Below are 23,867 nucleotides of genomic sequence, written 5' to 3'. Positions count from 1 at the left end.
CGGGCGCACGCGCCCGAGGCCGGAAACGCAAAGAGCAGCCCGCGGGCTGCTCTTTTCGCTGGTGATCGGCAAAGCCGCTCGACCGGTCAGAACATCGCGACCCGGTGGCGCGCGTGCGCGAACGTCGGGTCGCTTTCCAGCGGCCGGTAGTTCAGTCGCTGCGACAGGTCGACCGCCGCGCCGCACACCGCTTCGACGAGCCGTTCCTTCTCGCCGGCCTCGCCGATCTCCGAGCGCGGCACCGTCGCGGTGATCGCCGCGACGATCGCGCCCGAATGGTCGCGCACGGGCGCGGTCACGGCCGAGATGCCGCTCTCGAACGCGGCCTCGCTGACCGCGTAGCCGAGCCGCGCGTAGTGACGCACGCGCTCGTACAGCTCGTCGACGGTGCCCGGCGTGCGCTCGGTGAACTGTTCGAGCCGCTTTTCCGGATAGAGCTGGCGCAGCGCGTCGCGCGTGAGGTCGCCCATCAGCACGTGGCCGTGCACGGTCGCATGCGCGGGCAGCCGCGTGCCGACGTGCACCTTCACCGAACCGAACAGCGACGTGTTGCTCTGCGCCTTCGCGACGAACACGACATCGCGCTGGTCACGGATCAGCAGGTGCGTCGACAGGCCCGTCGCGTCGCGCAGCCGTTCGAGCACGGGCGTGCCGAGATCGGTCAGTTCCAGCGAGTTCAGGTATTCGAAGCCGAGCCGCAGCACACCGACGCCGAGCCGGAAATAGCGGTCACCGTTCACGCGCTCGAGGAAGCCGAGCGCCTCGAGCGTCTGCAGCAGGCGGAAGGTGGTCGTGCGCGGGATGCCGATCCGCTTCGACAGCTCGGGCGCACCGAGCACCGGCTCGCGCGCGGAGAATTCGGCGAGGATCCGCAGCCCGCGTTCGAGGCCCGGCACCAGATACGACGACGCGCCGCCGGACGATTCTTCATCGCCCGCACCCTGCTTCGACGCGTCGTGGCCGACGTCGTCGCCGGCTGTCGTGCGCGGCGCGCTTGCCGGCTTCGCCGGCGGTTTCGATGCGCCGCTCATCGTTGGATTGACCCTGTGCACATGGACGGAATGGAAGCGTTCACGAATGACCCGCAATGCTTGATTATGGATTTTCGACCGGGCCGGATCAACACGATCCGGCGCAGGCGGCCGACGGCCCGGCGCGCCCGACCCGACAGCCGGACGGTCATATAGCCTGATGCGATCGAAAGGATAACAGCGATAGACAGGACTGCCCACCGGAACGTCGCCGGGTGCGGCGGCCGGCGGCGAACGATGCGGTGGCTCGCGCGATGGGCCGGCGGTCGTCAACCGCCGCACAGGATCCCGACCTGCAACGTCGCCGCGCGCGCGGCATGCGGTTGCAGCGGTTCGAGTTGCGGCGCGTCGGTTTCTTCATACGGAATGCCGTTGACGCGCAGGAAGGTCTTGACGGCATCGACCGGCACCGCGATCACGTAACGCGCGGCATCGGCGCGCGCCGCGACCGCGCGCGGGTCGCCGGCCGACACGTCGGCGCGATCGGTGACGACGCCGATCACGCGCCCCGCCCGGTCGAGCACGGCCGCGCCGCTCGCGCCGTGGGTCGCCGGCAGCAGCAGCGTGAGATCGCCGGCGCGCGCCGCGCCGGGGCGTGTCAGTCCGTTGAAGACCGCCGCCGCGCGGTCGGGCATCCGGCGCAGCGCGTCGTAGCCGGCCGCGAAGACGGGTTGCGCGCCGCTGCCGGGTGGCGTGTGCGCGAATGCCGCTGGGAGCAACGGCCGCAGCGCGCTGCTGACGACTGCGAGATCGCGATCGGTGCCGAGTGTCTTGACCCGGGCCCGCGCGACACGTGTGTCCTTGATCACGAACAGGCTTCGGCATTCGGCGACGGCGTGCCTTGCGGTCAGCACGTCGCCGGCGTCGTTGATGAAGATGCCGGTGGCGTTTACGTCGAGGGTGGTGGCGTCGGGGTATGCCGTCGCTGCTGCCGCCGGTGTCGGTGTCGGCGCTGATGCTGACGCGGATGAAGATGAAGATACGGATGCGTATGCCGCGAGCAGCACGGCCGGTTCAGCCCCGGCGTCCTGTGGCAACGCGAAGCCAGTAGCCAACGCCAACGCCGCCATCTGCACGACACGCCGCACGCCGACCGGCAGCACGCAAACGGCGACGCCCACCCGCGTCACGTTACGTCCGCGCGAAACCTGCCGCACTATCGCCCGTCGTCGGTGCGTACCTGCGCTCGACCGACACGCCGAACCGCCGCACTCGCAACGTCACGGCGTACGCGCCGCCGCCGCCGGCGCGCCGGCCGCCGCTTCCGGATTCGGCGTCAACCGCAAGCGCACCCGCAGCGGCTGCAGCATGTCCGGCGGCGGCGCTTCGGTGAGCGGACTCGCGGTCAGCAACTGCCGCAGCGTCGCATCCGCGTCGGCCGAGCCGAGCGACGCGAATTCGACCCGCGTGACGGCCCCGTTCGCACCGATCCACGCGCGCACGACGATCGCCGGCGGCGGCGCATCGGCACGCGCGTTCAGCACGCGCTCTTCCAGATACCGATGCAGCCGGTCGGCCGCGTCGCCGTCCGCTTCGAGCCACGCCTGGAACTGGCGGCCGACGAGCTGCGCATAGCTGATCCACGGCTGCGGCACGTCGGTCGTCTGTGCCGCGACCGGCATGCACACGGCCAGCACGCATGCGTAAAGGCACGCGCGCAGCCACCCGGATATCGTCCCTTCCCACCTACGCGTCATCGCGCCTCCCGTTTCCCGTGTATCGCTCGCGTGCCCGAACGGACCGCGCGCAGCATCGCCCGCCCCGCTCATCCGAGCTCGATCGGCACATACAGCCGCGTGCCGCCGCGTTGCACGAGCAGCGCGACGTTGCCGCGCGCGGCGTCGATCTCGGCCATCAGCGCGCCGATGTTCGCGACCGGCGTGCCGTTGACCGACAGCACGATGTCGCCGGGCTGCAGCCCCGCACGCGCCGCCTGGCCGCTCGCCTGTTCGACGACGAGCGCCTGACTCACGCCCAGCCGTTGCCGTTCCTGCTCGGTCGCCGCGCGCAGCGCGAGCCCGAAGCGCGCCGGCCCTTCCGCGCCGCCGGCCGACGCCGACCCGCTGTCGAACGCGCCGACCGTCGCGCCGACGTGCATCGCCCGCCCCGCGCGCCACACGAGCAGGTCGACCTGCCGCCCCGCGCGCATGCCGGCGATCGTGCCGAGCAGGTCCGCCGATTCGGCGACCGGCTTGCCGTCGACCGCGAGCACGACGTCGCCCGCCTGCAGCCCCGCATGCGCGGCCGGACCGTCGGGCTCGACCATCGTGATCAGCGCGCCGTCGGGGTTCGCGAGGCCGAACGAGCGCGCGAGTGCCTGGCTCACTTCCTGCACGGCCACGCCGAGCCGGCCGCGCGTGACCTTGCCGGTGCGCAGCAGTTGATCCTTCACGTCGAGCGCGATGTCGATCGGGATCGCGAACGCGAGCCCCTGATAACCGCCCGTCTTCGAGAAGATCATCGAGTTGATCGCGATCACGCGGCCGTCGAGATCGAACAGCGGCCCGCCCGAATTGCCGGGATTGATCGGCACGTCGGTCTGGATGAACGGGATCGCGCGCTCGCCGGGCAACGAACGCGACTTCGCGCTGACGATGCCTTGCGTGACGGTGTTCGCGAACCCGTACGGCGAACCGATCGCCATCACCCAGTCGCCGACCTCGGTGCGCGCGGGGTCGCCCGTCGCGACGACCGGCAGATTGCGCGCGTCGATGCGGATCACCGCGACATCGGACACCGGATCGCTGCCGATCACGCGCCCCTTGAACTGGCGCTTGTCGGTCAGCTTCACGTCGACGGCGGTCGCGTCGCCGACCACGTGCCGGTTCGTCAGGATCACGCCGTCGGCGCTGACGATGAAGCCGGAGCCGAGGCTCACCTCCTCGCGGTTGCCGATCACGCGCCGCGCGAGAAACGGCGCAAGCGGATGATCGGGCGCGATGCCGGGCGGCAACTGGATGCCCATCTGCGCGACTTCGCGCGTGACGCTGATGTTGACGACCGCGGGGCCCACGCGCCGCACGAGCGCCGCGAAGTTCGGCAGCGCGACGGTGGCGGATGCGGGACGGTCCGCGGCGAGCGCGGCTCGCTCGGCGGCCGTGGTCGCGGCTGTCGCGGCCGTCGCCGCCATGCAGGCGCACGCAAGGGCAAAAGCGAAGGCGAGCCCGCTCATCATCGTTCTCAGCAGCGCTGCCCGGCCCAGGTTCACGCGCACGTTCATGTCGCCGCTCCCCGTCGATTCCCGATGCCGGCCGCCATCATGGCCGCGGCGGCACCGCGACCGGCGCGTCGGGCCGTTGCGGCGTCACCGAGCGGCCCCAGTTCGTGCCGAAACGGTTCTGCTCGGTCGACAGGTTGAACGTGCCGAGGCGATTCGACGGCTGCTTCGACAGCCGCTCCGAATCCGTCTGCGACGCGCCGCCGGGTTGCGCTTCGGCTGTCGGCTTCAGCTGCCGGCTCAGGCAGTCGTACGACAGCGCGCGCTTGCCGTCGACTTCCGCGTCGACGCACACCGGCTTCGCGGCCGAACCGGGCTCGGCCGCCGCCGCGCGACCGCCCTGCGCATGCGCGCCTGCGATCTGCAGCACGCACGCCATCGTCACCACAACCTCAAGTCGCCTCTTCATCCGCGCCTCCCCTCGATCATGGCCGCCTGGCCCTCGTGCATTCGCCCGTTCACGCACCTGCGCCGTGCGCCGTCGGCCGCGCCAGAAAGCGCTCGAACGCCGCGCGCTCGGCCGCGTCGACCGCCACCGCGCGCGCATCGGCGCCCCGAGTCCAGGCGTCGCGCATCCCGTCGACCGGCTGCCACGCATGCACCTGCGCGCCGGTCGGATACGGCGTGACGACCGGCTCCCGATAGTCGACGCGAAAGAGCCGCGGCGCATCGCTGCCCGCTGTCCACAGGTCGCCGACGTCGCGCACGCTCGCATCGAACCAGAACCGCACCCAGCGCACCGTCGGTGCGAGCGCGAGCGTGGCAGCCCCTGGCGCAGCGGCGGCCACCCCGTCGCCGACCGGCGCATCCGGCACGCGCAGGAAGCCGGCCAGCGCGAGCAGCACGGCGGCGAGATCGTCGTCGCGCAGCATCCGGTACGACCAGAGATCCGCGACGTCCATGCACGCGATCACCGCGATGAACCGCTCGATCGTCAGCGCGGGCCACGCGTGCCGCATCAACGCGTAGTGACGCGCCCATTGCGCGACGAACCGCTCGCGATGGCGCGCCGCGACCTGCACGTCGCGCGAGCCGCGGATCGTGAGCTCGTCCGGCTGGTACTGCCGCGTCGTCAGCACGCATTGCGCGGAGCAGCGCGCGCTGCGGTGCCGCGCATAGCCGCCCGCGCCGGGCAATGGCTCCAGCGCGCCGAAGCACAGCGGACAATGCGTCGGCCATTCGCCGGGCCGGCCCGGCCACGGATTCGCCTTCGGCAGGCGCGGACGATCGGGCGCGGCGGCCACGCGCCGCCGCCCCGGCGTGCGCGCATCGGGCGCCGCGACGCGCGGCGTCGAACGGACAGGTGCCATGGGCGCCTACCGGGCAGCCGCGAGCGCTTTCTTCAGCGCGTCTTCGTTGATCGGCGCGTTCGCGGTCAGCTTCGCGAGGTACGCCTGCGCGTTCTGCTGCGTGCGCTGCGCACGCAGCATCGTACGCACCTGTTCCTTCACGTCGGCGAGCGGGCGCGGTGCGGCCGCGCGCACCTCGAGCAGCTTCACGACGTGGAAACCCGACGGCGTGCGGACCGGCGCGGACACCTGGCCCGGCTTCAGCGCATCGGCCGCCTGCCGCACGGCCGGCAGCATCACCGAATCCGGCACGAAGCCGAGATCGCCGCCGTTCGCCGCGCTGGCCTTGTCCTGCGAATTCGCCTTCGCGAGCGTCGCGAAATCGCCGTTGCGCGCGCGGTTCGCGAGATCGGCCGCCTGCTTGCGTGCGGCGTCGAGCGTCGCCGCGTCGGCATTCGGCGGCACCGCGAGGTAGATCTGCGCGACGTGCAGCGCGCGCGGCGCGGTGAATGCCGCGCGGTTCTGCTCGTAGGCGGACTGGATCTCCGCGTCGGACGGATAGTCGGCCGGCGGCGCGCTCACCGACGCGAGATAGCTGCGCGCGACGATGTCGCGCCGTGCCTGCTCGATCGCGGTCTGCACCTGCGCCTCTTTTTCCCAGCCCTTCGATTTCGCCTCGGCGAGCACCGCCTTCTGCGCGAGCGTCGAACGCACGACCTGGTCCAGCGCCGCCGGATCGGCCGCGAGCCGCTCGCGCCCTTCGGGGCTCACCGCCTTCAGCAGGCTCGCGATATCGGCCTGCGTGACCGACGCCTGCGCGGCGTTCGCGATCACGTCGTCCTGCGCGTGCGCGGCGAGCGGCGCGGCCAGCAGCAGGCCGCCGGCCACCATCGCCAGCGTCTTCATCTTCGTCATCATGGTTCGACTGCCCTCTCGATTGCTGTTGAATCGCGCCCGCCGCCGGTCGCGCGGCAGGCGCGTCGTTACGTTCGCTCGTTCGTCCCGCCTCGCGCTAGCGCAGGCTCGACAGCGTCATGCGCAGCACGATCGGCTGGGTCATTCCATGCGGCGGCGCCGTGCCGACCGCGCGGCCGACGAGCGCGTCGCGCAGCGCGACGTCGACCGCCGGATCGCTGGCCGGCGCGCTGTCCACGCGCGTCACGTGCCCGCGCCGGTCGAGCCACGCGCGCACCGGCAGCATGACCCGATCGTCGCCGGTGTCCGCCAGCCGGTCGGCCCAGCGCCCGACGTGCGCGCGCAGCCGGCACGCGGCCGCGTCGTCGCCGTCGATCGCCGCCTGCAGCCGCCGCGCGACGCCGTCCGCATACGCGAGCCACGCGGCGGGCGCCTCGTCGGCGGCCGTTGCGCGTGCGTCGGGCAGCGCGTGCCCCCGCAGCAGCGCGCGCAGCGCTGCGCCGATCCGGCGGCCGGCACGCCGGCTCGCGGCGATCATCACTGCGCCGCGACCTCGGCCGGTGCCGCGGTGACAGCCGGTGCAGCCGTTTCGCCGACCGCCGCCACGCGGGCCGCCGCGTCCTGCTCGGCCATCGCCGGACGGTTGCGCAGGTGCAGCAGGAATTCCTGGATCAGCCGGTCCCACAGCTCGACCGTCGAACGCAGGTGGCGTTCCGACACGCCGCCCGCGACCACCACGTCCATCTCCAGCGCGAGAAACGCGCCGTGGCTCGCGAGACGCGCGAAGCGCTTGGTGCGGTTCCAGTTCGCGACGAGTTCGGCCGGCAAGTCGCCCTGCACCTGCAGCACGCACGACAGCGTGTAATCGATGTACGGGATCGCCGCGGCATCGGTACCTTGCGGCACGAGCCCGGCGGCCGGATTGCCGAAGCGCACCGCGAAGCCGACGCCCTGGCTCGCGCTCATCAGCTGCATCGCGCCGTTCTGTTCGGCGACCGTCACGCGGTAGCCCGCGCGGCGCAGGAGGTCGGCGAGGCGTTCCGCGCTGATGGCTTCGATCGGCGCGTCGTGTGCCGCGCGTTCGTCGGCGGTATTCGGTTGCGTGTCTTGCATGTCTGTGTTCCCGGTGTTCAACGAATCGATCGGTTCAAGGACGGTGCCGGCCCAGGGTCATTGCGCACTCGCGGATGCGGCGGATGCGGCTGTTGCAGCGGATGCGGCGGTTGCCGACGCGGGCGTCGCGGCCGGCACGCGTGCGGCCGGGTCGTACTTGCCCGCATACAGCGCGTCGCCGTAGCGTTGCGCGAGATCGTCGTACTTCACGCGCGCCGATTGCGCGAACGGCTGCCGCGACGCGAAGAAGGTGCCGATCCCGACATGCTCGTACGCGTCGAGGATCTCGTGACCCACGCGATACAGCTCCGCATTGTGTGCCTGGCAGGTTTTCAGTTGCGTGTCACGCGCGGCGACGTCCTTCTGCGCCTGCGCATGCTGCGCATCCCGCGCACGCGACACGGCGAGCAGGTCCTCGTAGGACGCCTTGTACTTCGCGAGCGACCGCGCATCCTGCTCGCGCCCCGCCCGCTCCGCCGCGAGCGCGCGCGTCGCGGCGGCTTGCGCGCCCGAGTCGCCGCGCGCCGACGCGAGCTGGCCCTGCGCCGCCTTCAGTTGCGCGAGTGCGTCGTCGCGCTGCTTCTCCGCGACGGCCTTGTCGGCCTGCAACTGCGCCTGGTTTTCCTGCAACTGACGCAGCTCCTGCACGGTGGAGCGCAACTGGCTGCGCAGCTTGTCCTCGATGCTCTGCGCGTGCGCGCCGCCGGCCGCCAGCAGCAGCGCGCCCGCCAGCATCGTGCGATAGGTCGTGTTCATCCCCGGCTCCGGTCAGAAGCGAGCGTTGAGCTCGAGCTGCAGCACGTCGATCGAGACCGGCGGCCCGTACACTTCCTTCGAGCTCAGGTAGCGGGCCGACACCCACGTGTCGCGCGCGACCGCATACGCGGCGCCGATCACGTAGCCGCGCGCGTTGGTGCCGCCGAGATGGAAGTCCGGATCGTTGAACGCGTCGAGCACGGCGTCCGGCTGCAGGTACTTGTACGCGATCGAGAAATTCCACTGGCCCTTCTCGCGCGGCTCCGGCTCGCCGATCGTCGCCTTCGCGAGGAAGCCGTTCGGGCCGCTGCGGTAATCGGCGCGCGTCGCGTTCACCGACGTCGATTCGTAGTTGTTGACCGGCAGCGACGCCGCCGCGAACGCCTTGTTGTCGTTGTACGCGAGGTTGCGCACGTATTCGCCGTCGAGGCGCAGCTTGAAGCGGTCGGCCACCACCGTATCCCACTGCGCCTTCAGGTCGAGCAGCCGGTAGTTGTAGGCCAGGCCGAAGAGCTGCGGCTGCGGCGTCATCCCCGGTGCGAGGTTCGGGTTCTGCACGATGTTGCGCAGCGCGATCAGCGTGTTGCCGCCCTGCATGAATGTCGGCGCCTCGTTGTCGGTGCTGCAGCTGGTCGCGCCGAGATACAGCGCGCACGGCGACGACAGCGTGCCGCGCATGTTCTGGAAGTCGTAGTACGCGACCGCGCCGCGCAGCCGGTTCTTCGCATCGATCTTCCAGTCCGCGCCGAACTGCGCGCCGAACATCCACTTCGTGTTGCTGCCGGCCTTGTCGGTGCTGTTGGACGGGAAGTTTTCGCTCGTGTACTGGATCGGGAACACGCCGAGCGTGCCGAACAGCGTGACGTCCGGATTCCACGGCAGCGCATGGCGCAGGTTCGCGGCGAGGCCGTCCATCATCAGGTCGTCGGAGAACACCAGGTCCGACTTGAAGAACGGGTTGTCGAAGCGGCCGGCCGTCAGGTTCAGCCACGGGGCGGGCCGGTACGCGAAGAACGCCTTGTTCAGCCAGATGTTCTTCTTGCCCCAGCCGCCGCCGGCCGTCCCGGTGGTGGACACCGGGCCGTTGTCGTTGCCGCTCGCGAGCTGGAGGCCGGCGATCATGTCGTCGGACAGCGTCGCCGTCACGCCGAGCCGCGCGCGGTAGCGCAGCAGGTTGTTGCGGTTCTGCGTGGTGTTCTGCGTCGGCAGCTGCGTCAGGTTGGTGTTCGGGTTGATGTCGAACCCGCCGCCCTGGTTGATCGCCGCGAAGTTCGTCACGTTGTTCGCGTTGCGGCTGCCGTAGAAGTGATATTCGTCGCGCACGCGCATGTCGCCGTCGAGCTTGATGCGCGACACCCAGTCGGGGAACGTGTTCGGCTGCGCCCAGTTCTCGGCCTTCGCCTGCGCGATCACCTCCTGCTTCACCTGGTCGCGGATCTGGTCGCGCACGAGTTGCGGCACGTACGGCACCGCGACGTCGCCCGGCTGGGTCGGCGGGTTGACCACGCCCGCGCCGGCCACCACCGGCGCGCCCGCGCCGCGCGCGGCCCGCGCCTGCACGGCCTCGGTGCGCGCTTCGCTGATCAGCTCGTTCGCGTTCTGCTGCGTGAGCACGCCGCGCTTGACGAGCAGGTTGATCAGGTTGATCACCACGCTCTCCGTCGGCGCGGCCTTGCCCGACGCGGCCTGCGCCTCGAGCGACTGCCCGTGCGCGGCGGACGCGCACGTCAGCCCGAGCGTCAGCACCGCCGCGCCGACGCGCGACAGGCGCGCGGGCAGCGCCCCGCTGCGGGGCACCGCACCCCGTCCGTTCATCCTGTGAATCATCGAAGCACTCCGAACAATTTCCGTTTCTTTTCCGGCAGCATCCGTGCGACGGACCTGCCCCGTGGATTGATTCGTCATTCGCGCGCGGTTCGTCATGCCGGCTTGCGCCCCTGCAGCCTGACGAGCACCGGATACGCGGTCGCGGGCGGCGGCGCCTCGTCGACCCGGCCGAGCGACTCGACCGCCGCGATCACCGCCGCGTCGATCTTCGCGTCGCCGGTCGATTGCGCGACCGTCACCTTCGTGATGCGTCCGGACGCGTCCATCCACAGGTTCAGGCTGCCCGCGAAGCGCGCGCCGCCGGCTTCCTGCACGCCCTTGTCCTGCTCGATCGCGCGCTGCAGCACGTACACCATGTACTGCGCGTAGCTCGCATTGCCGAACTTGCCGCCTCCGCCGCTGCCGACCATCCCCGAGCCGTCGCCCGCGCCGATGTTGAAGCTGTCGGTGCCGGCCTGTGCGGGCGCGTTCATCGTCATCTGCTTCGGCTGGTTGTCCGACGGCTTCGGCGCCTCGGAAGGCTTCGGTGCGATCGTCGGCCGCTCGACCGGCGTCTTGACCTCTTCCTTCACCTTGTCGGGCGGCGGCTTCCGCGGTGGTGGCGGAGGCGGCGGCAAAGGAATCACCGTCGTCACCTGCGGCGCGCTCGCGCGCTTCACGCCCGCGGTATCGCCCGCGAAATGCCAGATCAGCGCGGCAAGCCCCGCCAGCGCCAGCGCGATCGCAACCGGCTTCGCGTAGCGGCCGGGGCCCTTGTCCGGCGGGCCGCCGTTGTAGGTCATCTCCATCGCGCGGCCCTAACCCTGCTTCGCCTTGCCGGTCACGAGGCCGACCTGCGACAGGTCGAGGCGGCGCAGCAGGTCGAGCACGTCCATGACCTTCTGGTACTGCACGGCCGCGTCGCCCTTCAGCACGATCGGGAATTCCGGATTGGTCGCCTTCTCCGTGCGCAACCGGCTCTCGAGTTCGTCCATCGTCACCGGATACGCGTCGAGGAAGATCTGCCCGGAATCGGCCACCGTGATCGCCTTCGTCTTCGGCTTCGCGAGGCTCGCGGACGAGCTCGCCTTCGGCAGATCGACCTTGATTCCCTGCACCGACGCGGTCGTCATGATGATGAAGATGATCAGCAGCACGTACGCGAGGTCGAGCATCGGCGTGATGTTGATGTCGTCGTACGGCTTGTCGTCGTCCTGAACCTGCATGGTGGTCTCCTGCGTGCGTTCAGTCGGCCAGCACCGCGTGATCCGGCGTGCGGTGCGCTTCGGCGAGGCGCGTGACGAATTCGTCGACGAACACCTGCATGTTCGCGGTCACGTTCTTGTTGCGGATCAGCAGGTAGTTGTAGCCGAACAGCGCGGGGATCGCGACGAACAGGCCCGTCACCGTCGCGAGCAGCGCGGCCGCGATACCCGGCGCGATCGCGTTCACGTTCACGTCGCCGGCCGCGGCGATCGCCGCGAACGTGATCATCACGCCGACCACCGTGCCGAGCAGCCCGAGAAACGGGCCACCCGAGATCGCGATGGTCAGCAGCACCATCGACTTAGACAGCCGCTGGTTCTCGCGCACGAGCGTCGCGTCCATCGACGCGCGGATCGCCTCGATCGATTCGCTCGTGATCACCGTGCGGCCGTTGCCGTCCATCCGGCTGTGGATTTCATGCACGCCGGACTGGTAGAGCCGGTACAGCGACGACTGGTACAGCCGCCGCCCTTCGACGCTCGCCTCGTCGACGTGCGCGAGGCCGACCAGGTGGCGGCCCGCCACTTCGCGAAAGCGCTGCACGAAATACTGGTTCGCCTTGTCGACGGTGCCGACGTAGCGTGCCTTGGTCCACATCACGACCCACGACACGAACGCCATGCCGAGCAGGATCGTGATCACGACCCACGCGTCGACGGTCACCGACTGCACGATCACGCCGAAGTAGCCGAAGCCGAAGCCCGACTGTTTCTCGTCCGCGCCGTACGCGACCAGCTTCGACTCCGAACCCTGCGCCAGCGCATCGACCGCGAGCGTGGCGGGCGAACGTGCGATCTTCGACAGCCGCAGTTCGTCGAGCGCGCCCGCGTAGGCCGCGAAGCCCGCCGGTGCGCCGGCCGCATCGGCACCGACCGTCGCGACGCCGTTCAGCGCGGGCAGCGCCGCCGCGACCTGCGCGGCCTGCTTGCCGTTCACGTAGACGGTCAGGTTCTTGCCGTCGGCCGTCACCGCGAGATACGTCCACTGGTTCGCGGCGACCGGCGACACGGCCGGCGTGCGCACCGGCGCCGCGCTGCCGGCCGCGCCGGCGACTTCCGCGAACGGCACGCCGTTGTCGAGGCCGATCAGCAGCGCGTTCGCGCCGTCGCGGCGGCTGTAAATCAGCGTGTTCGGCGCGAGCGCGGCCGGCTTGACCCACGCGCTGAACGTGAAGCTGCCGCCGGCCGGCAGGTTCAGCGACGGGCTCGCGGGCAGCGTCAGCGACGCATTGCCGTCGAAGCGCGCGCCCTTGCCGACGATGCCGTCCTCCACCGTGCGGAACGTCGCGTTCTGCGCGTTGTTCGCATACGCGGTCACGTCCTTCGGCGGCGTGCCCGATGCACCGTTGAAGTGGTACACGAGCGTGTAGTCGGGATCGAACGTCTCGGCCGGCTTGCCGCCGTCCGGCGCCTTTTTGTTGCCGTAGTACATCCAGATCGATTCCGCCGCACCCGCCGGCATCTTCGGCACGTCGACCCAGATCAGCGCGACGCCGAGCACCGGGTCGTATTGTTCGACGTGGTAGTTCAGCGGCGTCTTGTCGTCGGCCGCGACGAAGCGGATATCGGCGCCGTTGTCGGCCAGCCCATCGAACTGGAAGTTGCCCGAATGCAGGCGGATCAGCAGCGGCACGCGGCCCGCCGAATCCGCGAGGTTCGCGCCTTTCGGGCTCGCGTCGATCGTGATCGCCTTCCGGTACGACCAGTCGTTCTGCCACCATGCGTTCGCGATGCCGGGCAGCACGCCGAGCATCACCCCCAACAGGAAAAACAAGACTCGCTTCACGATCCACTCCCCGAATGTGCGGGCGCGGTGCTCGTCGCATCGCCCCGCACGGTCAAAAAAAATCCGTCAGAACCCCAGCCGTACGTAAAAATCGAAACGCGGGCTGTACTGCCGCGTATAGACGCCCGCCTTCAGCGGCCATCCGGCCTCGAAATCCGCGCTGGCGTACTTCATCAATTGCAGCCGCGTGCCGACGCCGACGCTCATCAGGTTGAAGCGCGACGTCTGCTCCGGCAGCGGGCTCAGCAGCCACAGGTGCGCCGCATCGAAAAACGCGTGGAAGCGCCACTCGTTCACGCGGCTGCCGACCGCGCCGCCGAGCCACTTCGACAGCGACGGGCTGCGCAGTTCGAGCGATGCGATCACGCCGCTGTCCGCCGTGTCCTCCGCCTGCATATAGCCGCGCACGCTGTTCATCCCGCCGGCCGCGAACTGCTCGCTCGACACGAGCGGCGAGTTGGAAATCTGCGCGCTCACGTGCGCGTTGGCCTGCATGTCGTTCGCGAAGCGCTGCGTATGGTTCACGTCGAACTTGCCGTACACGAAATCCGGCGTCGCGTTGTAGCGCTTGTTGTCCCATGCGCCCCAGTCGCTGCCGAGGCCGCGGATGTTGGTCGTCAGCGACGCGGAGAATGACGTCTGCGAGTTCTTCAGGCTCAGTTGGCCGTTGTACGAGAACGTCACCGGCACGTAGGTCAGCGGCGCGGTGGAGGTCTGGCCCACGAGGCTCACGTTCTCGTCGTAATGCTTGCGGTCGATCTCGATGCTGACCGAGTGCGCGTAGGTTTCCGACGCGGGCAGCGCGTAGATCGCGGTGAAGCCGTAGGTCGTGCCCTTGCCGAGCACGTTGGTGCCGCCGACCGAGGCGACGTTGCTGTCCGAGTGCACGACGGTGGCGAGGAAGCTCCAGCGCGTATCCTTGATCGGTGCGAGATACGAGAACGCATAGACGCGCGCATCGTTCGGATGCTGCGGCGCGATCACGTAGGTGCCGGAAATCACGTGGCCGAGCTGCCACAGATTCGAGTAGCTGAGGCTCGCGCTCGTGCGCAGCGTCGACGTGCCGGGGCTGTTGTCGTTGTTCAGCTCGAGCGTGCCGTGCAGCGGACTGTGATCGTCGACCTTGAGATCCACGTCGACCGTCTGCGGCATCGCGCCCGGCTTGAGCACCGGAATCACCTGCCGGTCGGCCGAGCGGTTCAGGTCGGTGAGCTGCTGCTGCGCCTGGTTGAAGTCGGGCACCTTCCCTTCGGCAAGCGCGGGCACCGCGTCGCGGATGTTCCGCGGCGAGTTGTATTGCGCGCCGTCGACGCGCAGCCGGCCCACCTTCGCCTCGACCACCTGCAGCAGGATCACGCCGTTCTTCACCTGCTGCTGCGGCAGCTCGACGACGACCGACTGATAGCCGCGCTCCTGATAGGCCTTCTGCAGCGCATCGCGCGCCGCGTTCACGTCGGCCAGCGTGCGGCCGGGCCCCTCGAACGGATAGACGGCCTTCTCGATCTCGAGCGTCGGCAGCGTCGTGTTGCCGCGCACGACGAACGCGTTCACGTCGAACGTCTGCGGCGTCGACGATCCCGACGCTGCCGCGTTGGCGGCCGGTGCCGCGGCGGCTTCCTGCGCGCGGACGCCCGATGCGACGCACAGCCCTCCGGCCAGCACGGCGCCGGCCAGGCATCGGCATTGCAGCCGCCATCGTTCGCGTGACTTGCGGTCTACTCTCGGCGGCATGCGCCATTCCCCTTTGTTGTTCCGGATCGCAGGACAATCGCGCCGTGCAAGCCGCCTCGCCCCGCTATCAAATGCCTGTTTCACTTTGATGACGCTTTATTCGTCATCCTTATCATGATCCGCATGATGCTTTTTCATACTGGCATCACCGGCATCCGTCGATACGATCGCTGCGCCGTTCGCGTGTTCGCCGTCACGCCGCAAGAACCGGATTCCTGTTCGAACCGACTCGACGGTGTCTATCGGAAAGGACGAAACGTCGTCGGAAAACCCGCAACCACCGACACGACCGCGTCAAACGCAAACGAGCGGCGATCACGCGCGGCACACCGGCTTGCCGCTCTCACCTACCTAGACGGAACGAAGCACGCATTGCCGCAGACTTTTTTGCGCGGACCGTCCAGCGCAACGCCGAAGGCATGCAGCCGGCCGGTCGGTTCGCGTGGTCACGCTGTCGGTGGCGCCGATCCAACGGCGTCGCGGACAGCGTGCGGCCTGCAATGCGCGCACGGCAGACACCCGCGCGCGATCGCGCGGATTGCCGTACAGGAATGTGCGTGGCCCCCGTTTCGTGTGCGTATCGCCTGCCCGGCCGTCATGGCTCTACGGCGCCGCACTCGCATGCGTCGCCGGCAAACGTGTCGCCGCCCGGCGGGTATCGCGCGAAACGCGACGCACCCGCGTGCGGCCCGACAATCGTCGGGTTTCTACCGGGAAGTTTTTGTGACATTCCGCTGAAGATATTCACGAAACGGAGTGCGACGGCGCGCGCGATATCGTTTACGTGCGACCGGCCGGCACGGCACGCGCGCGGACCTCACGAAAACCTGCGGTTTCGCGCGACTCGATCCGTCCTAGCTAATGAGAAAAACACATCGACGACGGGGTTCGATCCATGTCATTCGCCACGATGCTCGTACGCTGGCTCGCCGGGAGGCTGTCCGGCGCCGCCGCGCCGCCGAACCCGCTGCGCGCGTCCGCCGACGGTCATGCCGCGCGGCGCCGTCCATTGCGCTGGCGCGCGCCATGGCTCGCGTGGCAGTTGCTGTCGTGGTGCGTGCTGACGCTGCTGGCGCCACCGATCTGGACGATCGGCACGTTGCTGCTGATCAATGCGTCGAGCGACCAGCCGCTGTTCTGGGCGCTCGCAATGGCGATCGTGCCCGTCGCGAACGGCGTGGCGATCGTCACGACGAACCAGCGCCATCATCGCGTGCCGTTCACGCGGCGCTCGACGGTCGCGCTGTTCATGTTCTTCGTCGCGATGGCACTCGGCTGCACGCTGTTCGTGCTGCTGCTGTGGCGCTCGCATTCGATCGCCGCGCTGGTCGGGCCGCTCGCCGTCGACGGCGACGACGTCCGCCCCGCGACGCTCGCGTTCTGGGTCACGGGGATCGCCGCGATGTTCGGCGTCACGTCATCCGCGCATGCGAGCATCGCGCATGCGTGGCTGGCGTTCGAGGCCTGAATGCGGCTGCGCCCACTCCGCGGGGGCACACGAATGCATCGATACGGAAGATCCGGCGCGACACGTGCGCCGCGCGCACGCGGCATCGCGATCGTGACTGTGTTGCTCGTCGTCGCGCTGGCGGCCACGCTCGCGGCCAGCGTGCTGTGGCGCCAGCAGGTCGCGACACGCGACGTGGAAAACCAGCGGCTCGCGACGCAAACGATGTGGGTCGAGCGTGCCGCGGTCGAATGGGCGCGCGCGACGCTGCGTGCGCAGAACGCGACGTCGAACGTGACCTTCGTCGGCCAGCCGTGGTCGGCGCCGTTCGCCGACGTGCCGCTGTCGGACCTGCTGCCGCCGGATGCGGTTGCGGTCAACGCGGAGCTTGCGCGCGCATCGATCTCCGGAAACGTCGAGGACGCGCAGGCCCGCTTCAACCTGATGAATCTCGTGGCGCGCATCGCGCCGGGCAAACCGTGGCAGGCGAACGCCGAAGGCGTGCTCGCGTATCGACGCCTGCTCGGCGAGCTCGCGCTGGACCCCGCGCTCGCGCAACCGACGGCCGACTACATGCTGCGCTCGCTGCGCGACACGAACGACCCCGGCGGCTGGCCGCTGCAGCTCGTGACCGCCGACGATCTCGCCCGAATTCCCGGCTACGACACGCATGCGATCGACGCGCTCGCGCCGTTCGTGACGGTGCTGCCCGACCTCACCGTCGTGAACGCCAACACGGCGGCCGAACCGGTGCTCGTCGCCGCGATTCCCAGGCTGTCGACGAGCCAGGCGAAACGGCTCGTCGACCGGCGCGGCACCGCGTATTTCGTCAGCACCGGCGACATCGCCGAATATCTGCTGCCCGCGCAGGGCGGCAACCCGACGCTGCCGGACGGCTCGGCCGTGGGCGTCAGCAGCGGCTATTTCATCGTGCATTGCCGCGTGCATTCGGCGCGGATCAACGCGCGCGTCGACACGCTGATCGCGCGCTACGGCAGCGGCAACTTCACGTGGACGTCGGTGATCTGGGTGCGGCGGCTCACGAGTTGAAGCCGGCCGTGCGGATTGCGCCGCTGCATGCATCTCGATGACGCGCCATGCATCGAATCGCGCGTGAACCGCCGCCCTAGACCAATGACGACTCGCTCAACCCGACCGCGCGCGCGCCCTGCGGCGTCACCGCGCAATCGAACGTCAGCCGCGTGAGGCTCGTCTCGCGCACTTCGCCGAGCAGCCGGTTCCAGTCGTCGATCGACACGAGCAGCGCGATCGGCCGGTTGTATTTCGTGACCATCACCAGCGCCTCGCCCGCATGCCGCAGCGCCTTCGACGGATTGCTGCTGAAATCGCGCGTCGCCATCGCGATCGTGCGCAGGCTGAACACGTTGGTGGCGGCATCGTCGCCGTCGTCGTGCAACAGCCGCTCGAGCGTCGCCGCGTGCAGCAATGCCTGCGATTTCGCGGACAGCCGGTTGTCGCGGCGCTTGCGGCGCTCGCTGCGCGGATCGACATGGACGGCCAGCAGCCGCACGATCTGGCCGAGGGTGGTTGCGGGCAACTGGTCGTAGCGGCGCCACCAGTCTGGCGGCAGCGCGATCATCATCCCGGCGTAGATCGCCGCGACACCATCGGCGATATGCGACGGAAGACGCTCGGCGTCGCGCGCATCGAGATCGAGCGCCGCGCCGACCGCCTGCGTCATCACGCTGAACGCGTTATACGCGAGTGCCGCGATCCCGCACGCGAGCAGCGACGCACGCGCCGGCGCGTCGCCGAACGGCGCGCCTTCCAGCACCGGTTCGAGCGGCAACGGCAACGTGTCGCGCCAGCGTCGACAGGACAATTGCACGATCCGCACCGCGTCGAACTGCGCGGCCGGCAAGTCCGTCAGCAGCGTCACCGTGGCGCCGGGTTCGCCGTCGGCCGCCGCGCGACGCCATTCGATCCGCCGCAACGTGCCGGGCGTCACGCCGTCGCCGGTCATGCCTGCCGGCCGTTCGCGCACGATCCCGTCGTCGAACACGCCCGCGCGATGCCATTCGCCGAGCGGCCGGCACGCGCTCGCGGAGCCGTACTCGCGCAGGATCAACGCACCGCCGCGACGCGGCCAACCCGACAGAATCGCATCCGCATCGAAGCGCCCGTCGACGATCCACAGCTCGCCGGGACGCACCGTTTCCAGCAGGGCGGCGACGAATGCGCGCGCGTGCTGCCGGCCACGTTCGACGGGCAGCACGTCGACGATCAAGCCGAGATCGGGATCGTAGACCGGCAGCACGCGCATGCCGGCACCGAGGGCCGCATCGCGCGCGGGATCGTCACAGGCGCGCCCGCAATCGCAGGCAGCCAGGCCGGGCGCACATGCGTCAGCCGCGCCGTCGAGCACGCGCAGCCGCATCCCGCCAAAGCCGCGCTCGTCGGCCCGCACCGTCGTGATCGGCAGCAGCAGTTCCGCGCTGTCCCGCACCAGCGCACGCCCCCAGCCGGCGCGCAAGCGGCTCATTCCGTCGTGCAGCGCGGCGACCGCGGCCCCGACACCCAGCGGCGCGGCACCGGCCGCACTGGACGGCGTGCGCGCGCGTGCGGCGATCGTCGCGATCGCGTCGACCGCGAGCGCGAACAGCGCCTCGCGGATCGGCTCGTCGTCCGGTTCGCCGTCGGTGTCGGCGGCCGCTTCGAGCCAGTCGTCGTGCAGCGCGCATTGCAGCACGAGCCGCGTCATGATCGCCATCGGGCTCTGTTCGACGAAGCGTTCCACCACCGCGCGCATCATCGGGACACCCCGTACCGTTCGCACCGCCGCACCCGCAATTGGTCGCCACCGCACGATCGCACTTGACGGGCCGCGGTCGACGCCGCAGCATCGTGGGCAACCGGACGCGCACGGCCGCATGCCATCGCGGCGCTCCGCCCGCAATCGACGCACGAGGCACCGGCATGTACGTAGATCCACGCGTGGCGCACGGCCGCGCCCGGTTCGACCTGAGCCGTTCGCCGCGCCTGCTCGCCGACGAGCGCCGCTGGGAGATCAGCGACCTCGTCACGCGCGGCCTCGACGATTTCACCGGCGTGCGCAACCGCCGCAACCTGATGCGGCTGCTCGGCCGCCAGATCGCGCCGAAACTCGCGCGCCTCGGCCTCGATCCGTACGTCGGCGTGCTCGGCCGGGCCGAAGGCCTGTTCGTCAACTTCTCGACGATGAGCGCCGAGCACGGCTTGCGCGAATTCCAGCTGCAACTGACGGTGCCCGACCTCCTGCTGCGCAGCTTCGCGTCGAACACGATCCGGCCGCACGCGGTCGCGCGCTGCATGCAGCGCAACGGCGTGATGACGCTGGCGGAGATCGAGCACGAAACCGATATCGCGTTCGTCGTGGCGCGGGTGATGCGCTCGCTCGCGCTCGTGGAACACTGGCAGCAGATCGGCGTGCCGACGCCGCACGGGCTGTTCGTCGGCACGCTCACCGGCGCGAACGACGTCGCGATGAACACCTACTTCCGGCCCGGCGACAACGACCGTCCGTCGCGCTGGAGCGGCTTTTCGGCACTCTTCGCGACGATGCCGGACTGGCGCCAGGAACAGGTCCGGCACGGCGGCGAGCTGCTGCAATGGATGGTCAACCATATCGTGGCCTTGCAAGAATCCGCACCGTTCTTCGAACGCTTTCCGTTTCTGCGAGAACCGCTGCGCGACGCCGACGACCCGCTCGACGCCGCCTGGCGCGGTGCGCGTGCGAACCTCGACGACGGCGCGACGACCTGATCGCCGGCCCCCGCGGCACACCGCGCCCCACGCCGGCGGCGATCCGGAGTCCCGGTCCCGCTACACGGCCCCCTCGCTCTCTCGTATACAAGGTCGAAGCAGGCGCACGTAACCCGCAGAATTTCTTGCAGCCCCCGGATGCGCGCGGATGAAAACGATTCCGCGGCAGATCGGAAATGCCCGCGCCGCCGGCCCGTCAATGCGTGCGAGGCGGCCCGCCCGGTTCCTGGCGCCCGACGCTCTCCAGCACGGCCCACATCCAGATCAGTTCGCGGACGGTGCGCGCATGCTCGTCGCTCTGCGCGCGCCAGCGCCGGAACGCGTCGAGTTCGCGTTCCGTCGTATCGCCGGTGCGCAACCACAGCAGCCAGCGCACCGCGCCTTCGCGGATCGCGTCGGCGCGCGTGTTCGCGTCGCCGGAATCCGCATCCCGTTGCGATTCGTTCATGATCACGCCACCGCCCGAAGCTCCCTCGACACCCCTCCCCCGCACCGCTGCGCGGCCGGGGCGCTTGCCACCCACGCCTCGGATCCGACGACGCTCCACCGGGCGGCCGCGAACGGCCGTCCGGCGTTTGCCGGCCCTCATTGATCAGGTCGTATCGGCAGGCCGTAACCCGCAGCGCGCGGCCAGCCCGCGGCAGCGCGAACGCGTCGCGTACCGAAGAAGGGATAAAGGCGGGAAAAGCCGGTCAGCTCAGCAGCACGATGTTGCCGGGCAGACGCGTGATGTGCGCGCCGTACAGGCGGCCGACCATGTCGATCACGTCGTCGAGCCGCGTGATCGGAAACTGCGCCTGCATCCGGTTCGCGCCGAGCGCGGCCCGCCGCAGGACGACCCTGCCCGGACGATAGCGGTTGATTTCGTCGATGACGTCCGACAGCGGCACGCCGTTGAACACCAGCATCCCGCGCCGCCATGCGCTGACCGCACCCGGATCGGCGCGCGACACGGGCTGCACGCCGCGATCGTCGTAGACGACCTGATCGTCGGCCTTCAGCGTGCGGGCGCCGCGCGGATGCGCGAGCGCGACCGTGCCGGACAGGCAGGTCACGCACACCTGCGACCCGGTACGCCGCACGTTGAAGCGCGCGACCGTCGCCTGCATGCGGCCGTCGCCCGCCACCACGGTGACGGGCTGGATCGGCGTCGCACGGTCGGCCGGCGGCGTCGCCGCGTCGATCTCCGCCTCGCCGGCGACCACTTCGACGCCATGCGCGGCATCGGCATCGCTCGCGGGCAGCACGTCGACGCGGGTCTGCGTGTTCATCGCCACCGTCACGCGCGACGACAGCGCGACGCTGCGCTGCTCGCCGGTGCCCGTGTGGTAATCGGCGGCCAGGTCGCCGAGCGACGGCCACAGCTGCAGCGGCGGGCGCACCGCGAGCCACGATGCGCCCGCCGCCACCGCGAAGCCGATGAACGCGCGGCGGCCCGTGCGCATCGTGCGCTCGCGCCTTGCAACGTTTGCCCAGGCAGCGGCCGTGCGCTCTTCGTGCGCGAGTTCGGTCGCCGCCGTGCGCAGCGAGCCCCAGGTGTCGCGCAGCAGCGCGGCCGCCTGCGGACGGTCGGCGCACCAGCGCTCGAATGCAGCGGCCTCGGCCTGGCTCGCGTCGCCCGAGCGCAGACGCAGCAGCCACGCGCTCGCTTCGTCGAGTGCGTCGTGGGCGGGTTCGGCCTGGGCTTTCGTCATCGTCCGGGTGCTCAAAATTTACGCGGCCCGCCTCGCGAGCCCGTGTACGAATCGCCGTCTTCCTGCATGCGCTGCAGACAGTACTTCATCGCCGCGCTCAGTTCGCTTTCGACGAGCCGCAGCGAGATGCCGAACTGCTCGGCGATCTCGCGATTCAGCAGGCCGTCCACGCGGGCGGCCAGCAGGATCGCGCGGCGCCGCGGCGGCAGGCCGCGCAGCACGTCCTTCAGCGTATCGACCTTGCGGCGCGCCGCGACGATGCGCTCGGGATCGGCCAGCTCGTCGGGTGTCTCGAGCAGCGTCTCGACATCGTCGTCGTGCAGATGGCGGCGTTCGCGGCGATGCTGGTCGATCGCGACATTGTTCGCCATCCCGAGTATATAGGCGTCCGCGTTCGTCACCTGCGTGGACACGTTCGCGTTTTCGAGGCGCAGCCAGGTCTCGTGCAGCGCGTCGGCCGCGCCGTCCTTCGAGCCCGTCACGCGTTCGAGACGCCTGACCAGGTACGCGTAGCGCGTCGCCAGCAGCTTCCTGAGCCCGGTGCGAGTGGTGTCGGACATGGCGGCCTAGCCTCGCGACGCCGTCGGCGGACAGCGGAAGTGCACGCCGTTGCCGGCCGGCCGCAACAGGATCGTGACCGGCTGCGGCAGGTCCGCCGGCGGCGCATCGTCCAGCTTCAGCGCGCGCAGCGCGCGCATCACCGCCGCGTCGCGGGCGGCCGAACCGCTCGATGCCACCATGTTGACCGCCACCACCGCCCCCCTGTTGTCGATGCGCACCTGCGCGACGAGTCGATAGCTGCCCGGCACCGCCGCCGGCTGCGCGCACAACGCATCGATCAGATGCGCCTGCAGCAGGCCCGCGAACGCACGCCGCTCGCCGGAATCGCCGATCCCGTCGATCGGCAGCGCGGCGTCCGCCGGCGTGTCGGCCGTGGCGGGCACCGCCTCGGCGGCCGGCTGCGCGACGATGATCGCTTCGTCCGGACGCGAGAATTCCGCACGCAACCCCGTTCCGGCCAGCATCCGCTCGAGCGCGTCGCGCGGCACGTAATCGCCCTGCACCGGCGCGCTCGTGCGCCCGTCGAGCAACGGCGCCGGCGCCAGCACGATCAGTTCGGTCCTCCGCGCGAAGTCCTGCAACGCCTTCGCGAGCGGCTGCGCGGGCAGATCGAAATGCGCGACGCTGCCCGGCGGGCGGCCTGTGGAACCGGTCTCCTGCGCGTATGCGCCGCGCATGCACAGCACGACGAACACGAGCCACGCGACAAGCGCCAGGACACCGGTCGGCGCCCGTGAACGAGTCATGAATCCCTGGTCGGAAGTGGAGTTGCACGCTGCGTGCCGGAACGCGCTCCCCCGCGAGCGGTTCCGTCGCAAGCGAACGTCAGATTGTGAGCGGGCACTGTGACAGTCAGGTGAAGCGTGCCGCGGATCGAATCAATCCGGCGCGCCTGCGTCGCGCCGCTCACGGCCGGCGCACGACGAAGTTGCCGATCCCCGTGCCCACGACCGCCATCCGTACGTCGCCCGACCACAGCGTGATCGTCACCGGCACGTCGATGCTCTCGTTGCCGAGCACGACGCGCGACGGTGCGTCGCCGCCGCCGGTGTAACGCACCGACACGGCCGTCACCTCGGCGCCCCAGCGGCGCGCGCGATACAGGTCGTCCGTCATCGGCGCCCATGCGCCGTTTTCGGTGCGCTGCACGAACCGGTAACCGCCGCCGACCGGCTGCCATGCGATCGGCATCGAGCGCACCTGCGCCTCGTCGCCGGCCGATTCGAGCAGGTTCGCGAGACGCTGCGCCTCCTCGGCGAGATCGGTGCGGCGATTGCGCGACGGCGCGAGCGTCACCACCGCGACCAGCAGCCCGACGATCACGAGCACGACCAGCATCTCGAGCAGCGTGAAGCCGCGTTGCACGCCGCGATGCGTGCGTCCATGCGGCCGCTGCGCGTGCGATGTTCGCGCTTCGTCATGCCTCGTCATCATGCATTCACCCCCGCGTCAAAGAATGGAAAGCGTGTTCCGTCTTCTTTCATCCGTCATTCG

At 70.0% G+C, this 23,867-nt stretch carries 24 protein-coding genes; 3 read left to right on the top strand and 21 right to left on the bottom strand.

Translation table 11 applies throughout. The features are described from left to right. Positions 1 to 86 precede the first annotated feature (86 nt). The 15 genes from U5771_RS11930 to U5771_RS11860 form a co-directional block, all read right to left on the bottom strand. Entirely contained in the window at positions 87 to 1,031 is a 945-nt protein-coding gene (locus U5771_RS11930) for an IclR family transcriptional regulator (protein ID WP_322024152.1), read from the bottom strand. Positions 1,032 to 1,300: 269 nt separating this feature from the next. Continuing rightward, complete coding sequence (locus U5771_RS11925) at positions 1,301 to 2,152, bottom strand: serine protease (RefSeq protein WP_322024151.1); 852 nt, start codon at positions 2,150 to 2,152, stop codon at positions 1,301 to 1,303. Between the two features lie 99 nt (positions 2,153 to 2,251). After that, positions 2,252 to 2,728, bottom strand: coding sequence for a YbaB/EbfC family DNA-binding protein (locus U5771_RS11920; protein WP_322024150.1), 477 nt, complete (start codon positions 2,726 to 2,728; stop codon positions 2,252 to 2,254). A gap of 68 nt (positions 2,729 to 2,796) precedes the next feature. Continuing rightward, positions 2,797 to 4,251 carry a Do family serine endopeptidase gene (locus U5771_RS11915; RefSeq protein WP_322024149.1) on the bottom strand — a complete coding sequence of 485 codons (1,455 nt, stop codon included), beginning with the start codon at positions 4,249 to 4,251 and terminating at the stop codon, positions 2,797 to 2,799. Between the two features lie 37 nt (positions 4,252 to 4,288). After that, a complete protein-coding gene (locus U5771_RS11910) occupies positions 4,289 to 4,657 on the bottom strand; it encodes a hypothetical protein (protein WP_321897353.1) in 369 nt (122 codons plus the stop codon). Between the two features lie 49 nt (positions 4,658 to 4,706). Beyond that, the gene (locus tag U5771_RS11905) at positions 4,707 to 5,558 is read right to left on the bottom strand and encodes a hypothetical protein (RefSeq protein WP_322024148.1); all 852 of its coding nucleotides are present in this window, start codon (positions 5,556 to 5,558) and stop codon (positions 4,707 to 4,709) included. Between the two features lie 6 nt (positions 5,559 to 5,564). Continuing rightward, entirely contained in the window at positions 5,565 to 6,455 is an 891-nt protein-coding gene (locus U5771_RS11900; RefSeq protein ID WP_322024147.1) for a peptidylprolyl isomerase, read from the bottom strand. A gap of 94 nt (positions 6,456 to 6,549) precedes the next feature. Beyond that, entirely contained in the window at positions 6,550 to 6,990 is a 441-nt protein-coding gene (locus U5771_RS11895) for a hypothetical protein (protein WP_322024146.1), read from the bottom strand. Next, a complete protein-coding gene (locus U5771_RS11890) occupies positions 6,990 to 7,565 on the bottom strand; it encodes a YbjN domain-containing protein (RefSeq protein WP_322024145.1) in 576 nt (191 codons plus the stop codon). The genes U5771_RS11895 and U5771_RS11890 overlap by 1 nt, the downstream gene beginning before the upstream one ends. A gap of 57 nt (positions 7,566 to 7,622) precedes the next feature. Beyond that, on the bottom strand, positions 7,623 to 8,321 hold the full coding sequence (locus U5771_RS11885; protein ID WP_322024144.1) for a hypothetical protein: 699 nt from the start codon (positions 8,319 to 8,321) through the stop codon (positions 7,623 to 7,625). 12 nt (positions 8,322 to 8,333) lie between these two features. Beyond that, complete coding sequence (locus U5771_RS11880; RefSeq protein WP_322024143.1) at positions 8,334 to 10,148, bottom strand: putative porin; 1,815 nt, start codon at positions 10,146 to 10,148, stop codon at positions 8,334 to 8,336. Between the two features lie 92 nt (positions 10,149 to 10,240). Next, positions 10,241 to 10,936, bottom strand: coding sequence for an energy transducer TonB (locus U5771_RS11875; RefSeq protein ID WP_322024142.1), 696 nt, complete (start codon positions 10,934 to 10,936; stop codon positions 10,241 to 10,243). 9 nt (positions 10,937 to 10,945) lie between these two features. Further along, positions 10,946 to 11,353, bottom strand: a complete 408-nt coding sequence (locus tag U5771_RS11870; RefSeq protein WP_124497892.1) for an ExbD/TolR family protein — start codon at positions 11,351 to 11,353, stop codon at positions 10,946 to 10,948. A gap of 19 nt (positions 11,354 to 11,372) precedes the next feature. Further along, positions 11,373 to 13,178: a DUF2341 domain-containing protein gene (locus U5771_RS11865; RefSeq protein WP_322024141.1), complete on the bottom strand. Its 1,806-nt coding sequence runs from the start codon at positions 13,176 to 13,178 to the stop codon at positions 11,373 to 11,375. A gap of 66 nt (positions 13,179 to 13,244) precedes the next feature. Then, positions 13,245 to 14,909: a ShlB/FhaC/HecB family hemolysin secretion/activation protein gene (locus U5771_RS11860; protein WP_321897366.1), complete on the bottom strand. Its 1,665-nt coding sequence runs from the start codon at positions 14,907 to 14,909 to the stop codon at positions 13,245 to 13,247. 895 nt (positions 14,910 to 15,804) lie between these two features. Between U5771_RS11860 and U5771_RS11855 the strand changes: the two genes are divergently transcribed. After that, on the top strand, positions 15,805 to 16,377 hold the full coding sequence (locus tag U5771_RS11855) for a hypothetical protein (protein ID WP_322024140.1): 573 nt from the start codon (positions 15,805 to 15,807) through the stop codon (positions 16,375 to 16,377). A 33-nt stretch (positions 16,378 to 16,410) separates the two neighbouring features. Then, on the top strand, positions 16,411 to 17,406 hold the full coding sequence (gspK, locus tag U5771_RS11850) for a type II secretion system minor pseudopilin GspK (protein ID WP_322024139.1): 996 nt from the start codon (positions 16,411 to 16,413) through the stop codon (positions 17,404 to 17,406). A gap of 76 nt (positions 17,407 to 17,482) precedes the next feature. Here the strand turns inward: gspK and U5771_RS11845 are convergent, their stop codons facing one another. After that, positions 17,483 to 19,129, bottom strand: a complete 1,647-nt coding sequence (locus tag U5771_RS11845; RefSeq protein ID WP_322024138.1) for a type II toxin-antitoxin system Phd/YefM family antitoxin — start codon at positions 19,127 to 19,129, stop codon at positions 17,483 to 17,485. A 164-nt stretch (positions 19,130 to 19,293) separates the two neighbouring features. Here U5771_RS11845 and U5771_RS11840 point away from each other — a divergent pair, with 164 nt between their 5' ends. Beyond that, positions 19,294 to 20,118, top strand: a complete 825-nt coding sequence (locus U5771_RS11840; RefSeq protein WP_322024137.1) for a hypothetical protein — start codon at positions 19,294 to 19,296, stop codon at positions 20,116 to 20,118. A gap of 196 nt (positions 20,119 to 20,314) precedes the next feature. Here U5771_RS11840 and U5771_RS11835 read toward each other — a convergent pair whose 3' ends face one another. The 5 genes from U5771_RS11835 to gspH form a co-directional block, all read right to left on the bottom strand. After that, positions 20,315 to 20,566, bottom strand: coding sequence for a FecR/PupR family sigma factor regulator (locus U5771_RS11835; protein WP_322024136.1), 252 nt, complete (start codon positions 20,564 to 20,566; stop codon positions 20,315 to 20,317). Between the two features lie 244 nt (positions 20,567 to 20,810). After that, positions 20,811 to 21,812 carry a FecR family protein gene (locus U5771_RS11830; RefSeq protein WP_322024135.1) on the bottom strand — a complete coding sequence of 334 codons (1,002 nt, stop codon included), beginning with the start codon at positions 21,810 to 21,812 and terminating at the stop codon, positions 20,811 to 20,813. Positions 21,813 to 21,823: 11 nt separating this feature from the next. Further along, entirely contained in the window at positions 21,824 to 22,372 is a 549-nt protein-coding gene (locus U5771_RS11825) for an RNA polymerase sigma factor (protein ID WP_284891368.1), read from the bottom strand. Between the two features lie 6 nt (positions 22,373 to 22,378). Continuing rightward, complete coding sequence (locus tag U5771_RS11820; RefSeq protein ID WP_321897376.1) at positions 22,379 to 23,119, bottom strand: secretin and TonB N-terminal domain-containing protein; 741 nt, start codon at positions 23,117 to 23,119, stop codon at positions 22,379 to 22,381. Positions 23,120 to 23,279: 160 nt separating this feature from the next. Further along, entirely contained in the window at positions 23,280 to 23,807 is a 528-nt protein-coding gene (gene gspH, locus U5771_RS11815; protein ID WP_322024134.1) for a type II secretion system minor pseudopilin GspH, read from the bottom strand. Positions 23,808 to 23,867: the final 60 nt, after the last annotated feature.

The organism is Burkholderia sp. BCC1977, assembly GCF_905339595.1.
Taxonomy (GTDB): Bacteria; Pseudomonadota; Gammaproteobacteria; order Burkholderiales; family Burkholderiaceae; genus Burkholderia.
The sequence above is the reverse complement of the archived record's forward strand: the minus strand, read 5'-3'. Positions and strand labels throughout refer to the sequence as shown.